15 protein-coding genes are annotated in these 15,806 nt (G+C 57.5%); 9 read left to right on the forward strand and 6 right to left on the reverse strand.

The features are described from left to right. Nucleotides 1-18 precede the first annotated feature (18 nt). From tsaE to AB1E42_RS00795, 7 genes are all read left to right on the forward strand, one after another. Nucleotides 19-510, forward strand: coding sequence for a tRNA (adenosine(37)-N6)-threonylcarbamoyltransferase complex ATPase subunit type 1 TsaE (tsaE, locus tag AB1E42_RS00765; protein ID WP_368345099.1), 492 nt, complete (start codon nt 19-21; stop codon nt 508-510). Continuing rightward, on the forward strand, nt 503-3,472 hold the full coding sequence (gene addB, locus AB1E42_RS00770) for a double-strand break repair protein AddB (RefSeq protein ID WP_368345100.1): 2,970 nt from the start codon (nt 503-505) through the stop codon (nt 3,470-3,472). The genes tsaE and addB overlap by 8 nt, the downstream gene beginning before the upstream one ends. Beyond that, nucleotides 3,469-6,846, forward strand: coding sequence for a double-strand break repair helicase AddA (addA, locus tag AB1E42_RS00775; RefSeq protein WP_368345101.1), 3,378 nt, complete (start codon nt 3,469-3,471; stop codon nt 6,844-6,846). Before addB ends, addA begins: the two co-directional genes overlap by 4 nt. Before the next feature lie 58 nt (nt 6,847-6,904). Beyond that, nucleotides 6,905-7,225: a thioredoxin gene (gene trxA, locus AB1E42_RS00780; RefSeq protein WP_368345102.1), complete on the forward strand. Its 321-nt coding sequence runs from the start codon at nt 6,905-6,907 to the stop codon at nt 7,223-7,225. 120 nt (nt 7,226-7,345) lie between these two features. Further along, the gene (hslV, locus tag AB1E42_RS00785; RefSeq protein ID WP_368345103.1) at nt 7,346-7,903 is read left to right on the forward strand and encodes an ATP-dependent protease subunit HslV; all 558 of its coding nucleotides are present in this window, start codon (nt 7,346-7,348) and stop codon (nt 7,901-7,903) included. Then, the gene (gene hslU / locus AB1E42_RS00790; protein ID WP_368345104.1) at nt 7,900-9,210 is read left to right on the forward strand and encodes an ATP-dependent protease ATPase subunit HslU; all 1,311 of its coding nucleotides are present in this window, start codon (nt 7,900-7,902) and stop codon (nt 9,208-9,210) included. Before hslV ends, hslU begins: the two co-directional genes overlap by 4 nt. A gap of 42 nt (nt 9,211-9,252) precedes the next feature. Next, nucleotides 9,253-10,476 (forward strand): MFS transporter, encoded by a 1,224-nt coding sequence (locus tag AB1E42_RS00795; protein WP_368345105.1) that lies wholly within the window; start codon nt 9,253-9,255, stop codon nt 10,474-10,476. Here AB1E42_RS00795 and AB1E42_RS00800 read toward each other — a convergent pair. Beyond that, entirely contained in the window at nt 10,456-11,082 is a 627-nt protein-coding gene (locus tag AB1E42_RS00800; protein WP_368345106.1) for a Smr/MutS family protein, read from the reverse strand. The genes AB1E42_RS00795 and AB1E42_RS00800 overlap by 21 nt on opposite strands. 54 nt (nt 11,083-11,136) lie before the next feature. Then, a complete protein-coding gene (locus AB1E42_RS00805) occupies nt 11,137-11,793 on the reverse strand; it encodes a Tim44/TimA family putative adaptor protein (RefSeq protein WP_368345107.1) in 657 nt (218 codons plus the stop codon). Between the two features lie 109 nt (nt 11,794-11,902). Here AB1E42_RS00805 and AB1E42_RS00810 point away from each other — a divergent pair, with 109 nt between their 5' ends. Both AB1E42_RS00810 and secB read left to right on the forward strand, forming a co-directional pair. Then, complete coding sequence (locus tag AB1E42_RS00810; protein WP_368345108.1) at nt 11,903-12,397, forward strand: FxsA family protein; 495 nt, start codon at nt 11,903-11,905, stop codon at nt 12,395-12,397. Nucleotides 12,398-12,468: 71 nt separating this feature from the next. After that, nucleotides 12,469-12,984 carry a protein-export chaperone SecB gene (gene secB / locus AB1E42_RS00815; protein WP_368345109.1) on the forward strand — a complete coding sequence of 172 codons (516 nt, stop codon included), beginning with the start codon at nt 12,469-12,471 and terminating at the stop codon, nt 12,982-12,984. Nucleotides 12,985-12,990: 6 nt separating this feature from the next. Here the strand turns inward: secB and dnaQ are convergent, their stop codons facing one another. From dnaQ to AB1E42_RS00835, 4 genes are read right to left on the reverse strand one after another with little or no spacing between them, the layout of a single operon-like run. Further along, the gene (gene dnaQ / locus AB1E42_RS00820; protein WP_368345110.1) at nt 12,991-13,692 is read right to left on the reverse strand and encodes a DNA polymerase III subunit epsilon; all 702 of its coding nucleotides are present in this window, start codon (nt 13,690-13,692) and stop codon (nt 12,991-12,993) included. Continuing rightward, entirely contained in the window at nt 13,685-14,281 is a 597-nt protein-coding gene (gene coaE / locus AB1E42_RS00825; protein WP_368345111.1) for a dephospho-CoA kinase, read from the reverse strand. The genes dnaQ and coaE overlap by 8 nt, the downstream gene beginning before the upstream one ends. Next, a complete protein-coding gene (locus AB1E42_RS00830) occupies nt 14,278-15,111 on the reverse strand; it encodes a shikimate dehydrogenase (protein ID WP_368345112.1) in 834 nt (277 codons plus the stop codon). The genes coaE and AB1E42_RS00830 overlap by 4 nt, the downstream gene beginning before the upstream one ends. Then, the gene (locus AB1E42_RS00835) at nt 15,108-15,707 is read right to left on the reverse strand and encodes a nucleoside triphosphate pyrophosphatase (RefSeq protein ID WP_368345113.1); all 600 of its coding nucleotides are present in this window, start codon (nt 15,705-15,707) and stop codon (nt 15,108-15,110) included. The genes AB1E42_RS00830 and AB1E42_RS00835 overlap by 4 nt, the downstream gene beginning before the upstream one ends. Nucleotides 15,708-15,806: the final 99 nt, after the last annotated feature.

Raw genomic sequence — 15,806 nt, forward strand, 5'->3', positions numbered from 1 at the left:
ACTATTTAGTCTTGGGATATGGCTGCCCATTGTGATCCGCTCTCCCTTTCGCTTCCGGACGAAGCTGCAACACGGCAGCTCGGCCGTGCGCTGCAAGAACTGCTGCACGCTGGCGATACGGTGCTGCTGGAGGGCGACATTGGCGCGGGGAAGACCAGCCTCGCGCGCGCATTGATTGAAGCAGGCCTGCTCCAGCCTGAGGATATCCCTTCCCCGACCTTCACATTAGTGCAAACCTACAACACCGCACACGGGGAGATCTGGCATTGCGACCTTTACAGGCTCACCGATCCTGACGAATTGTTTGAGCTGGGCCTCGATATGGCAATGGAAGCGGCCATCTGTCTGATCGAATGGCCGGACCGGATGGGCGACGCCCGGCCAGAAAACGCGCTCACCCTTTCGCTCTTTACAAAGGATACGGGCAGAACGGCCATTCTGGTGGGTGACGAAAGCTGGCAGCCGCGTCTACAAAAAATGGTAGCCGAACTGGCGGGCGCTCATGTTTGAACCAAGCGATACGCCGCGCCTGTTCGCACTGCCGCTCGGCGCGGATTTCGGGCGGGACTTCATCAAGGGACTTGAGGCACGCTGCACAGGTATGCCACCGGAAGCGGTGGCGCGGATAGAAATCTTCGTCAATACACGGCGCATGCAGGAACGCCTGCGCACTTTGTTCGACGCAGGGCCACCAAGATTACTGCCGCGAGTCCAATTGCTTGGTGATCTGGCCCTGCGGCCCGTTGCTTCCGACATCCCGCCACCTGTCGCGCCGCTGCGCCGCAGATTGGAGCTGACGCAGCTTGTGGCGCGGCTGATCGAAAAAACGCCCGATATCGCCCCACGCAGCGCGATCTATGATCTGTCCGACAGCCTTGCCAACCTGATGGACGAAATGCACGGGGAAGGCGTGTCGCCCGAGGCGATACGACAGCTGGACGTGAGCGACAGCTCAGGCCACTGGGCGCGGTCGCTTGCGTTTTTCAACATCGTGCAATCCGTCTTTGATGACAGTGCGACGCGCCCCGATATGGAAACGCGCCAGCGGATGGTTATCGAGAAAACAGTCTCTAACTGGGAAAAATCGCCACCAAACCACCCGATTATCATTGCTGGCTCGACCGGATCACGCGGTGCTACTGCGCTCTTAATGGAGGCCGTCGCCCGCTTGCCACAAGGCGCAGTCGTCCTGCCCGGATATGACGATGCGATGAATGCGCGAGACTGGGAGGCGCTTGGAAAATCTCGCGGCACTGCGGATCCGGACCACCCACAATACCGCGCCAAGGCATTGATGGCGCGGCTGGGAATAACATCGCGGGATGTAGTGCTCTGGGCGGATTCAGCTGACCGAAATCCTGCGTGCAACCGGCTGATCTCGCTGGCGCTGCGCCCAGCGCCTGTGACGGACCAATGGCTCTCAGAAGGGCCAAAATTGGGGGATTTGAGCGCCGCAACTGATGGATTAACCCTGCTCGAAGCCCCTTCGCCGCGCGCTGAGGCCGAAACAATCGCGCTGCGCCTGCGCGCCGCGTTGGAGCAAGGCAAAACAAGCGCGTTGATCACGCCTGACCGTTCACTCGCGCGGGAGGTGGCTGCCGGGTTGCGGCGCTGGGGAATCGTCCCGGATGACAGTGCTGGCCAGCCCGCGCAGCTGTCACCACCGGGACGTTTGCTGCGCCATGTAGCGGATCTGTTCGCAGGACCGCTGACAGCAGAAGCGCTGCTGACAATCCTGAAACACCCCCTGACCAACAGCTCGTCAGGCGCTGAACGCGGCCCGCACCTGCGACGGACGCGGGAATTAGAGTTGTGGCTGCGCAATGATGGCCCGCCTTACCCGACTCTGCATGACTTGCTGGAATGGGCCGCGAAGGGCGAAGACGCCGATGAAGGGCGCAGCGCTTGGGCGGCGTGGGTCGGTGCCGCAACCGCAGATCTGCATAGCGAGAGAGCGCTGCCGCTCGCAGACTTTCTAGAACAGCACATATCCCGCTGCGAGGCTCTTTGCGCTGGGCCGGAGGCCGCTGGCAGCGGTGCGCTGTGGGAAGAGGATGCCGGACGGGTTGTTCACGGTATACTGGCCGAACTACGCCAGCACGCCGATGCGGGCGGATTAATAGAAAATAGAGACTATATAAGCCTTTTTGGCTCAATTCTTGCGCGTGGCGAGGTGCGAAACGCCGATATCCCCGATCCGCGCATCAAGATTTGGGGTACCCTCGAAGCGCGGGTTCAGGGCGCGGATCTGGTCATTATCGGTGGGCTTAATGAAGGTGTTTGGCCCAGCGCACCCACGCCCGACCCGTGGCTGAACCGTGTGATGCGGGCGGAAACGGGCCTGTTACTCCCAGAACGGCAAATCGGGCTTTCGGCGCATGACTTTCAACAGGCAGTTTGCGGAAAAGAGGTCTGGCTGACCCGTGCGATACGTTCGGCTGATGCGCAGACGGTGCCATCGCGCTGGCTCAACCGACTGGAAAACCTGCTTGGTGGGCTTGAGGGGCTGAACGGGCCCCAACGGTTGGCGGAGATGAAAGCGGAAGGCGCGAAATGGTGTGCGGAGGCGGCAACCTTGGCAACGCCAACAGATGAGGAGCGGGCGGCGCACCCCCCAGCAACGCGCCCTGCCCCATCGCCGCCGCTTCAGAGCCGCCCGACACAGCTTTCGGTCACGCAAATCCGCACATTGATCCGCGACCCATATGCAATCTATGCGCAGAAAACTCTGAGGCTGCGGCGGCTCTTGCCGCTGTCACCTGAACCGACAGCAATGGCGCGCGGCAATATCATCCATGACGCTTTGGAAGAGTTTATCAAAGCACGGCATGACCCTGCCGACCCAGCCGCAGCTGAGGCATTTCTTACAATCGCGCGACGGTATCTGGATGAACATTGCCCTTGGCCCACGATCAGGCGACTTTGGGAAGTTCATCTCGCGGAAGCGATTGTGCCATTCTTGGAAGACGAAATCACCAGACAGGCGGCCGCCGAACCAACATGCTTCGAGACGAAGGGCAGGATCACCATTGATGATCCGCTGTTTGAGCTGACTGCGAAAGCGGATCGGGTAGATATCGCGGCGGACGGCGTGGCGCGGCTCTATGACTACAAAACAGGCTCTGTTCCTACGAAAAAGATGCAGATCGCCTTTGATAAGCAACTTCTCTTGCAGGCGGCGATGATCGAACGCGGTGCTTTTGAGGAGGTTGGAAAGCGGCGGGTTTCTGATGCTGCGTTTATTGGTGTGGGGAGAGGCAAAGGCGTCGTGCCCGCGCCGTTTGATGAAATCAGCAGCGACGAGTCATGGGCAGATTTTAAGAAGCTCCTGAAGGCGTGGCAAAGCCCGAAGCGGGGCTACACCGCGCGGATGGCGGTTGAAAAGGCGGATGAGGAGCACGATTTTGACCATCTTGCACGGTTTGGCGAGTGGTCGATGACCGATCTGCCGAAACGGGAGGATCTGAAATGATCCAACGGAACGACGCCACACAAAGGCAGGTTGATGCTGCTGATCCCCGCGCCTCGACATGGCTTTCGGCGAATGCGGGTTCGGGCAAGACACGGGTTCTGACGGACCGCGTGGCGCGGCTTTTGCTAGAAGGAACAGAACCGCAAAACATCCTCTGCCTGACCTATACCACCGCAGCGGCGGGGGAGATGCAGAACAGGCTTTTCTCGCGGTTGGGCAAATGGGCGATGATGGAAGATGGCGCCCTGCGCGCCGATCTGGAGAAGATGGGCGCGGGCCCGGCGCCGGACGGTGATACGCTGCGGGAGGCGCGGCGCTTGTTTGCGCGCGCGATCGAGACGCCCGGCGGGCTGAAAATTCAGACAATCCATTCCTTTTGCGCGATGATCTTGCGGCGCTTCCCATTGGAGGCAGGTATCAGCCCACAGTTCCGCGAGATGGATGAAATCTCCGCCCAGCATGCGCTGATGGATACACTCGACGCGATGGCGAGCGGAAAGGGCGCTGCGGAAATTGACGCAGTGGTGCGCTATCTGCACGACAAGAACCTGATCTCCTTTGCGAAACAGGTAGCGAAAGAACGAGATTTCTTCTTCTCCCCTTGCAGCACTGATGACCTGCGCACGGCACTTGGGCTTACGCCGCACGACAGCTATGAGACGGCTTTTGCCCATGCGCTTGGCGGCGGGAAGGCGGTGGTGGACCAGCTTAAAGATGTTCGCAGCGACCTCTCCCCGAAATACCGCGAAGAACTGGCTGTTTTGGAACAAATCGACTTCTCCGCGCCATTGAGGGAGGGGTATGAGGCTGCCTGCCGAATGTTCATCGACTCCAAAAACGAGCCAAAAATAGGACGCTATCCGCAGACAAACCACAAACAGGTTCGCGCGGTGTGCGATCATTTCCTTGATGAAATCGATGCATGGATCGCACAGGTTGCCGAGGCGCGCGACACTGTGCTGTCGCTGGATGCCTTGCCGAAGTCAGTTGCGCTTCATGGCTTCGGCCAGAAGTTTGTAAGCCTCTATGAAGAGCGAAAGCTGCGGGCGGGTTTGGTCGATTTTGATGACCTGATCCGCAAGGCGCGGCTTTTGTTGACAGATGCCGCCGTTGCACAATGGGTGCTGTTCAAACTCGACGGCGGAATAGACCACATTCTGGTGGACGAGGCGCAGGACACCAGCCCTGCCCAATGGGATGTGGTGCGGGCGCTCGCCAGCGAATTTGCCAGTGGCGAGGGAGCGCAGCCGGAGCGAGAGCGGACAATTTTCGTTGTCGGAGACAAGAAGCAATCGATCTATTCGTTCCAAGGCGCTGATCCCGCGGGCTTTGACCGCATGCGTACCCATTTTGACGGGCAGCTATCTGCTATTGAAAAGCGCCTCGCTTCTCTGACGCTTCAGCATTCGTTCCGCTCGTCGCACGCAATCTTGTCGCTGGTTGATCGTTGCTTTGAGGGCGACCGGCGGGCGGGGCTGGATGACGATATGAACCATATTGCGTTCAAAGAGGCGCTGCCCGGGCGGGTGGACCTTTGGCCGGCGCTGGAGGTTTCGCAAAAAGCAGAGGATGAAACGGCGTGGTATGATCCCGTTGATCTGCCCAGCGAGGAACATCATGACATCCGGCTGGCGGAAATGATTGCCGATGAGATCGGGCGGATGATCCGCGAGGAAACCATCCCCGATGAGGATGAAAACCATCAGATCATCCGAAGGCCAGTGCGGGCTGGGGATTTTCTCATTCTCGTGCGCAAGCGGGCGGGGCTGGGGGAACAGATCATTCGGGCCTGCAAGGCGAAAGAGCTGAATGTGGCGGGTGCGGACCGCTTGATCGTGTCGGACTCGCTCGCGGTGCGCGATGTTTTGGCGCTTCTGAATTTTCTGGCGCTGCCGGAGGACAGCCTGTCGCTGGCGACTGCGTTGAAGTCGCCGCTCTTTGGCTGGAGCGAACAAGAGCTTTTCACCCTCGCGCATCACCGACGGCAGGAGCATCTGTGGCCCGCATTGCGGGAGGCCAAAGACCAGCAGGAAGATACCTTCGCCATCCTGAAAGACCTGCGTGATCAGGCGGACTTTTTGCGACCATACGAGCTCATCCAACGCATACTCATTCAGCATGGCGGGCGGCTTAGACTGCTTGCGCGGTTGGGCGAGGAGGCTGAAGACAGCCTCGATGCGCTGCTTTCGCAGGCGTTGGACTATGAGCGCAGTGCGACGCCGAGCCTGACAGGGTTTCTTTGTTGGATCACGGGCGGCGAAACGCAGCTAAAACGGGAATTGGACTCAGCGGGCGACCGCATCCGCGTGATGACGGTTCATGGGTCAAAGGGGCTTGAATCACCGATTGTGATCCTGCCCGATACGGTGGCGGACTCGAGCCGACAGACCGAGCAGTTTTTCCAGTCCGGCAGTACGCTTCTTTGGGCGCCCAACAAGAACGAGCGACCCCGCGCGATACATGAGTTAGCCGACGAAGCGGAAGAGCGGCAGAACGAAGAGAGGCGGCGGCTCCTGTACGTTGCGATGACGCGGGCGGAAAAGTGGCTGATCGTAGCGGGGGCAGGCAAGCAAGGCACCAGTCCGTTCAACTGGTATCAAACAGTCTCTGACGGGATGCAGGCGGCGGGTGCGGTGCCTTGCGTCATGCCATCTGGAGAAGGGCTGCGGCTGGCGCATCTTGATTGGGAAGCGCCACCGCTGAGAGAACACGCACCGCTGCGCCCAACGCGCCCGCAGCGCCCTGTTTTTGGCAAGACGCCAACACCGCCAAAGACGCAGCGCACACTTGCACCCTCAGATCTTGGCGGCGCGAAGGTGGTGGCCGAAGCGACAGCGGATGGCGTATCCGAGGAGGTCGCGCTGGCGACAGGGCGGCTGATGCACAGGTTGCTGGAATATTTGCCCGCAATGCCGCCCGAGGAGAGAGGTGCTGTCGCGCGGATGATATGCGACAACGATCCAGACGCGGCGCTCTTACCCAATGCTACGCAAATCGCCATAGACGCGGTTTCGTTGGTGGGCGAGCCGTCGTTAGGATTTTTGTTCAAATCCGACGGGCTCTCGGAGGTGCCTATTACCGCGGCGCTCCCCGAATTGGATGGGCGGCGCATGCATGGCACAATCGACCGGCTGATCGTAAATGAGCGCACTGTTTTATCAGTTGACTTCAAGACAAACAGGATTGTTCCCGAGCGGCCCGAAGATACGCCTGAAGCGATATTGCGGCAACTTGGCGCTTATGCATCTGCGCTGAAGCAGATCTATCCAGATCACGCCATTCACAGCGCGGTTCTCTGGACGGCAGAGGCTAAACTGATGCCAGTTCCCGAAGAATTGATCCTAGAAGCGCTCCGGCGCAGCGCGGTCCCTTGACCATCTGTTGTGGGCTACTTAGGTTCCCGCCCTAGACATAGCGCCGAGGAGAGACCTTATGGCAACCGTAGCAGTTACCGACGACACGTTTGACGCCGAAGTCCGCCAGTCCGATATCCCTGTTGTTGTGGATTTCTGGGCGGAGTGGTGCGGCCCCTGCAAAATGATCGGACCGGCTCTCGAAGAGCTTTCCGAAGAGATGAATGGCAAAATCAAAATTGCCAAGGTCAATGTCGATGAAAACCCCAATTCACCCGCCCAGATGGGCGTGCGGGGCATTCCGGCACTGTTCATCTTCAAAGACGGTGAAGTGATCTCGAACCGCGCAGGTGCAGCCCCTAAAGCAGCGCTGGCGGATTGGATCAACAGCTCGATCTGAGCCGGCTGACAGAAATTAGGAAACGGGCGCCCGCAGTGGCGCCCTTTTTCTTTTGTATGGTTGCGGGGCGCGATAGCGGCGGCCATATAAGACCAAAGGTAGAAAAAGGATGCTGTTCTCATGGCTGATAACGAATTCCCCGGATGGCACGGCACGACGATTATCGGTGTGCGAAAGGGTGGCGAGGTGGTTATCGCCGGTGACGGGCAGGTAAGCCTTGGCCAAACAGTGATCAAAGGAACAGCGCGTAAGGTACGGAGGCTTTCGCCCGGCGGCTATGATGTGATCGCCGGTTTTGCCGGATCGACGGCGGATGCTTTTACCCTGCTCGAACGACTGGAGAAAAAGCTCGAAGCCGCGCCGGGGCAATTGGCGCGGGCTTCGGTCGAGCTGGCAAAGGACTGGCGCACAGACAAGTACCTACAAAAGCTGGAAGCGATGCTGATCGTCTCGGACGGCAGCGATCTATTTGTCATCACTGGCGCTGGTGACGTTTTGGAACCAGAACACGATGTTACAGCGATCGGGTCGGGCGGAAACTATGCGCTTGCCGCTGGACGCGCACTGATCGACAGCGACCTGAGTGCGGAAGAGATCGCCCGCCGCGCGATGGCGATTGCAGCTGATATCTGTGTTTACACGAATGGAAACCTGACGGTGGAAAGCCTGAAGAAATGACCGATCTGACCCCCCGTGAAATCGTATCAGAACTGGACCGCTTTATTATCGGCCAGAAGGAAGCCAAGCGCGCCGTTGCCGTTGCGCTGCGCAATCGCTGGCGGCGCAAGCAATTGGGCGATGATCTGCGAGATGAGGTGTACCCGAAAAACATCCTGATGATCGGGCCAACTGGCGTGGGTAAGACCGAGATTTCGCGACGACTGGCGAAATTGGCGAAGGCACCTTTTATCAAAGTAGAAGCGACGAAATTCACTGAAGTTGGGTATGTGGGCCGCGATGTGGAGCAGATCATCCGCGATCTGGTTGACGTTGCAATTTTAAACACTCGCGAGCAGATGCGCGACGAAGTGCGGGCCAATGCGCACACGGCGGCCGAAGATCGCGTGATCGAAGCGCTGGCCGGAACGGATGCGCGGGAAGGTACACGCGAGTCCTTTCGGCGGAAGTTGCGGAGCGGCGAGCTGGACAGCACAGTGATCGAGCTGGAAGTACAGGACCAGTCAAACCCACTTGGCGGGTTTGAAATCCCTGGGCAACCTGGCGGCGGTGGCATGCCCGGAATGATGAATCTGGGTGATATTTTCGGGAAGGCCTTTCAGCGGTCCGTAAGAAAAAAGATGACCGTGGCCGAGAGCTATGACGTTCTGCTCTCGGAAGAGGCTGATAAGCTTTTGGATGACGAAACCGTCACCAAAGCGGCGATTGAGGCGGTAGAGCAGAACGGGATCGTTTTTCTGGACGAAATCGACAAAGTCTGTGCCCGCGCAGAGGCCCGCGGCGGTGATGTCAGCCGCGAAGGAGTTCAGCGCGACTTGCTGCCTTTGATTGAAGGGACGACCGTTTCGACAAAGCACGGCGCGGTGAAAACCGATCATATCCTGTTTATCGCGTCTGGCGCATTTCATGTGGCAAAACCCTCAGACCTGCTCCCAGAACTTCAGGGGCGGTTGCCAATCCGTGTCGAACTGCGCGACCTCACCGAAGGCGACTTTGTGCGGATACTTACCGAGACGGACAATGCATTGACCCTGCAATATAAGGCATTGATGGGAACAGAAGAGGTAACGGTTGCGTTTACCGAGGACGGAATCGACGCATTGGCGCGAATTGCAGCGGAGGTGAACACGGCGGTGGAAAACATCGGCGCGCGGCGGCTCTACACGGTTATGGAGCGCGTCTTTGAGGAACTGTCCTTCACCGCGCCGGATCGGGCAGGTGAGACAGTGACCGTCAACGATGCCTTTGTCGAAGAACATTTGGGGGAATTGAGCCGCTCGACGGATGTGAGCCGCTACGTCCTCTAGAAAACGCTTTTCTTTTAGGCGGAACCGCGCAAGAGATCGGGCATGCGACAGCTCGATTTCTTGCGACTCAACGCGCCCTTTCTGACAGCCGGATTTCTTATGATGTTCGGGTCTGCCTTTGGGCAGACCTTTTTCATTTCGCTTTTCGCTGGTGAAATTCGCGCGGAATATGGGCTGAGCCACGCCGCTTGGGGTGGGATCTATGCACTGGGCACGACTGCTTCGGCTGCGGTGATGATCTGGGCGGGGAGTTTGACGGATATTTTCCGCGCGAGGGCCATCGGCGCGGTGACGTTGATCTTGCTCGCGGCGTCCTGCCTTTTCATGGCATGGAATGTGAGCGCGGCCCTTCTTCCACTGGTCATTTTTGCACTGCGGCTGAGCGGGCAAGGCATGATGAGCCATATCGGCGCCGTCGCGATGGCGCGCTGGTTTGTAAGGGCGCGCGGGCGAGCGCTGGCAGTAGCGTCGCTTGGGTTTTCAGTCGCAGAGGCGGTCCTGCCGATTATCTTCGTTGCGTTGATGGTGCTGTTTGACTGGCGAACGCTGTGGGTTGTCGCGGCGGGCATCTCTCTTTTATTCCTGCCAGTGCTTTGGCGGCTGTTGCGACTTGAGCGAACACCGAGCGCTGTTGCTGCGGAGACGGAATCGTTCGGGTTAGGTGGACGTCATTGGCGGCGCGGCGAGGTGCTGCGAAACCGGCTTTTTTGGTTTCTTGTGCCGGCGCTCTTGGCCCCGCCCGCTTTTAACACCGCCTTTTTCTTCCAGCAGGTGCAGTTCTCTGAAATCAAAGGCTGGGCACATATCGAGCTTGTCGCGTTCTTCCCGTTCTACACGGCAAGTGCCATTGGTGCGATGGTGCTTTCGGGCTTTCTGATCGACAAATTCGGGACGGCGCGGATCATGCCGGTTTATCAACTGCCGTTTGCGATTGCCTTTGTGCTGTTTTCCTTTGCGGAGACGCCGTGGCAAGCGCTACCGGCGTTTGTGTGCTTGGGCATTTCGTCAGGCGTGAACGCAACGCTGCCATCGGCCTTTTGGGCCGAGTTCTATGGAACACGCTACCTTGGGTCTATCAAGGCGATGGCGTCGGCGATCATGGTGCTGGGCTCGGCCATTGGGCCGGGAGTAACGGGCTTTTTGATAACTGCAGGTATCGGGCTGGAAACACAAATGCTGGGCATTTCAGCAGTGTTTGTGATTGTGTCGGTGTTGCTGACAGTCGGGATTGCCAGTGTTGCGCCCCTACGCGCCGCGACGCCGTAGATAGACATAATACGCGCCATGTCCGCCGTGGCGGATGTGTGCGGGCGTCACCTGTAGAACCGCCTGCTTGAATGGTGGTAGAGCAAGCCATTGCGGAACCTGATGCCGCAGGACACCATAACGGGCGGGGATCGGGCCGGGAGTGTCGTGATCCTTGCCCTTTCCCGTGATCACCAACACCAGCCTATGACCGCGATCATAAGCGCCCAGAACAAATGAGATCAGTGCAGGGTGGGCCTCCTCAATCGTCATGCCATGAAGGTCGATGCGGGCATCTGGTTTTAGCTTGCCACGGGTCATCTTGCCGAATGCGCGGGCGTCCATTTGAAGGGGCGCATTGCGAACGTGATCGGCGATCGGGCGGGCCAGATCGTGCGGGCGCGGTAAAGGATTGGCCTTCTCACCGACACGGAAACCACGAATGGAGTGGGAGGCCGCAAGATCACGGTCATGTGAGTGGGATGCAATTGGCGGCTTGGGTTTATCTTCGGGTGCAGCGTTTTCGGGCTGAGGCTTTGGCCGAGGGTCGAGCGGGATCGTGCGCTCCGCCACGCGATCCCACAGCTCTTTCTCTTCGCTAGATAATCTCCTCCGACGCCGGCTCATTGGCCCAAAATGCCCATGAAACCGGCGCGTAATGAGGAAGTAGACTCCATAAGCTTACTCGCCGGTAGCGACCAAGAGCCAATTGGGATCGTCGGTTCCCATCTTGCGAGAAAAGGTCCATGTATCGCGCTGGCGCTTGATCTCGCTGGTACTGCCTTCAACGATCTCGCCTTCGGCGTTGCGAACAACATAGGTGAACTCACCGGAGAAGCGCACGGTGATATCTGCCTCACCACTTGCCTGATCAAACTCAGCGGCAATAAGCTTGGTGTCGCTTACGCCAACAAAGGTTGCTTCGACCTTCAGGCCTTGCTTTTCCCGCTCATCAACGACTTCAGCAAAAGCCTCGTAAACCTCGGGCGAAAGATAGGGGACGACATCGTCAAGTTCGCCATTCTCGAAAGCCATTAGGATCATCTCGTAGGCGCCGCGTGCGCCGCCTAGGAATTCACCAACGTTAAAGCTGTTATCGGCGCGTTTTATGGCGGAAAGAGCATCTGCCATCGGGCTGCCCTCTGCGGCATGGTCAATGATATCGTGATCGGGGCCGCCGTCGATAACCTCGAACGAATTGCGCCGGTCTTCATCTTCGGAATGAGAAACGGGTGGACGTTCGAAACCATCTCTGGTTCCAAGAACGCTTCTCAAGCGTAGGATCAAAAATATCGCGATCCCTGCAAGAACCAAAAGCTGGATGATTGGCATGTCCATCAGTACCCCTTCAATACGGAATGCAGCGTAGTATTTCGCTCATTCGCCACTTATGTAGGATACGGGTGGGGTCAAGTCCACCAGAGGACGGATTAACTGAGGTGTTATTATGTGGCTGTTTCTAGTCTTTGTGGGCATACCGCTGCTCGAGATCGGCCTGTTCATTCAGGTTGGTGGGGTAATCGGGCTTTGGCCGACGCTGTTGATCGTACTTGCGACCGCCTTCCTTGGTGCTTGGCTGGTGCGGGAACAAGGCACTCGGGAAATGGCTAATATCAAGCGCAGCTTCAATGAACTACGCAATCCGGCGGAACCCTTGGCCCATGGCGCGATGATCCTCGTGGCCGGCACATTGCTGGTGACACCGGGGTTTTTCACAGATTTTGTGGGGTTTTCGCTACTTGTGCCACCTGTGAGGCGGGCTGCGTTCAACTGGATCAAATCACGCACAACGGTGGCCGAGTTTGAGGCTAGCCGACGCGAATACCATTACCACAGTGAGAGAGACGGTGTGGTCACCGATATCGACTACGAGGATGTGACCGCAGATAACGACCGGAACCCGCCAAACTCGAACGGAAATTCAGGCTGGACGAAACATTAGTTAGCGCTGCCATTGTAGCGGTCGTTGACCGCTGCTAGACATTCGCGGACATTTTTATTGGGAGAGACAAAATGGCAGATACGCCAGAAAACAAGGCGGATGGCGCAGCGGCCGATCAAACACAGCAGCCGCAGGTTAAGATGCGGGTGCTGGCCCAGTATATTCGCGACCTTTCTTTCGAGAATATCCTTGTCCAGAAAGGCGCTCAGGGCGATGTTCAGCCGGAAGTTAAAGTCAGCGTGAACCTTGATGCGCGAAAGCGTGCGACTGAGAACCAGTATGAGGTCATCACAAAGCTGAACGTAACTGCGACTTCCAAATCCGATCAGACCACGCTGTTCGTGATCGAGATGGAATATGCTGGTATCTTCCATGTTGAAGGCCTACCTGCCGAACAGTTGCACCCTTACCTGATGATCGAATGCCCGCGCATTACATTCCCGTTTGTGCGTCGCCTTGTCAGTGACATCAGCCGAGATGGTGGCTTCCCGCCGGTGAACCTCGAAATGATTGATTTTGTTGCGCTTTACCGCAATGAGATCGCGCGCCGCGTACAAGAGCAAAAAGAGGGTCAGCCGACTAACTAAGGTTGACTACTTACTGGAAGCGGACTTCCAAAGAGCGCCGTCGCCCATCGCCTCGACAAAGGTAGCATGGGCGGTGGCCTCTTTTTCTGTAAGGCGCGAAGGTAGGGGCGTGGGGCGCGGTGTTGGCCGCCAGTCAGATCCTGTCGACACGCCCTTGGTGCCGCTCGAATTGCCTTGAGACAGTACCAAGTCGGGCTGTCGCCCGCCGATGAGCTCAAGATAAACGTCCGCGAGTATCTCACTGTCGAGCAATGCGCCGTGCAATGTACGCGACGCATTGTCGATTCCGAAACGGCGACAAAGCGCATCGAGGGAGGCCGGAGAGCCGGGAAATTTGCGGCGGGCAATCGCCAGCGTATCAAGCGCTTGATCGTTTGGAATGAGTTTGCGCTTTGCCCACGAAAGCTCGGCATTGAGGAACTTCATATCGAAACTGGCGTTATGGATGACCAGCTTTGCGTCACCGATAAAAGCGAGGAATTCATCAGCAATATCGGCGAACAGCGGTTTATCTGCTAGAAATTCATCGCCCAACCCATGCACCTTAAATGCCTCTTCGGGCATCGCCCGCTGCGGGTTGATGTATTGATGGTAGGTTTTGCCCGTCGGGACGTGGCCAACAAGCTCTACTGCGCCGATCTCGACGATACGGTCGCCTTCGTCGGGTTCAAAACCTGTGGTTTCGGTATCGAGAACGATTTCACGCATCTTTTGAAGTTTTCCCCAGTTCTGCGAGTATGTTTGTCACGGCTTCGCGTGCGGTGTCCATATCAACCGTCGGGACAATGTAATCGGCACGGGCGCGCTTTTCGGCATCGGGCATCTGGCGCGACGTGATCATATCTAACCTGCTCTCGGTCATGCCTTCGCGGGCAAGAACGCGCGATTTCTGAAGATCGGGCGGAGCGGAGGCGACGACCGTTACATCGAGCCAATCTTCCGCGCCATTTTCAAAAAGCAGTGGAATATCGAAAAGCAGGAATGGTTCGTCGGGGTGCGCACTGATGAAGTTGGCGCGGTCTTGCGCGACAAGCGGGTGAACGATCTCTTCGAGCTTTGGAAAAAGGGATGGGTCATTTTCCAGCGCTTCACTAAGGCGCGTGCGGTCTATTCCTTCGGGTCCAAGGGCGACAGGAACCAATTGTGCTACCAGTGCTACTGCGGCACCTGATTTAGCGTAGAGGCGATGAACGGCTTTGTCGGCATCCCAAACTGGCACGCCTTGCGCTGCAAACATCGCGGCAGTGGTGGACTTGCCCATGCCAATCGAGCCGGTAAGACCGATCAGAGTGCTCATGCAAGAACGGCGCGACGGAGAGCGTCATCGACTTCAGGACGGGTCCCAAACCAACGCTCGAAACCGGGAACACCCTGATGAAGCAACATGCCAAGCCCATCAACAGTGGTGCAGCCCATTTTCTCGGCTGTATCGAGCAGAGGCGTGCGTAGAGGCGTGTAAACTAGATCAGTCACAACGGCATCGCGGCGTAGGCCGTCGAGCGGCACCCTGAACTCTGCCGCGCCCTTCATGCCCAGCGAGGTTGTGTTTACGACGGTCGTGGCCTCCTCAAGCATATTTCCGGCTTGAACCCATTCGACAACCGTTACGCGGGAGCCAAATTCAGCTCTCAACGTTTCGGCTTTTGCGCGGGTGCGGTTTGATAATAAGATTTCCGGCGCTCCTGCATCCAGAAGAGAGACAATAACTGCGCGCGCTGCACCGCCGGCACCGAACACCGCCGCGGGGCCGGAATTTGCCTGCCAATCAGGAGCGTTCTGACGGAGGTTTTCGATGAACCCGTATCCATCTGTATTGTCAGCGTAGATCTTACCGTCAGCGAGAAATGTCAGGGTGTTGGCTGCACCGATCAATGTCGCGCGGTCAGTGACCTGATCCGCAATATGGAGAGCATGGACCTTGTGCGGGATGGTGACATTGACCCCGACGAACCCCATCTTCGGCAATGTTTTGAGGACAACTTCCAAGTCATCGCCCTCGACATGAAGTGGGATATAGTCGCCAAGTATATCATACGTTTTGAGCCAATGGCGGTGCAGGCGCGGGGATCGCGAATGGGCGATAGGATTGCCGATCACACCTGCCAGCGGAATACGATGATCGCTCATGACGCTAGGTATCCTGTTAGTTTTAAGTGACTGATGATTTCCAGCAAAGGGAGGCCCAGAACTGTGAAATAGTCACCCTCGATGCGATTGAAAAGCTGAACGCCTTCTTCTTCGAGCTTGTAGCCGCCGACAGATTCGGAAATGGATGGCCAATTTCTTTCCAGATATGATGAAAGGTAGTCGTCACTGAAATCATGCATCGTAAGGCGCACGACGCCCACATGCCTCCAAACCGGCTTACATTCATGATAAAGCACCACCGCTGACAGGAGGCTATGCGTTTGCCCACGCAAGCGTAATAACTGTTCGTGGGCGTCTTCAACCGATTTGGGCTTTGAGAGCAGCTCTTTTTGATGTTCGAGAACCTGATCGCACCCGAGCACACGCGCATCGGGGTGTTTGTCTGAGAGTTTCCGCGCTTTCATTTCTGCCAGTGTATCGGCAATGTCACGCGGCGAGGCATCTTCCGCCAGCAGGGCGGATTTTATCGCATCTTCGTCAATGCGAGCTGGCAGCGCAGTGGCTTTGATCCCCGCCTGCTCGAGCAATTGTGCTCTTATTTTCGAACCGGAAGCGAGGATCAGAGGCAAGGGCATGTGGATAAACCTGCGAACAAATACGAGGGCGACTCACGGGATGATTGACTGGAAAACTACCTTCATCAGGACATTGTGGAGATAGGACCAGGTCATGCG

This window comes from Pelagovum sp. HNIBRBA483, from assembly GCF_040931995.1.
Classification (GTDB): domain Bacteria; phylum Pseudomonadota; class Alphaproteobacteria; order Rhodobacterales; family Rhodobacteraceae; genus JAEPMR01.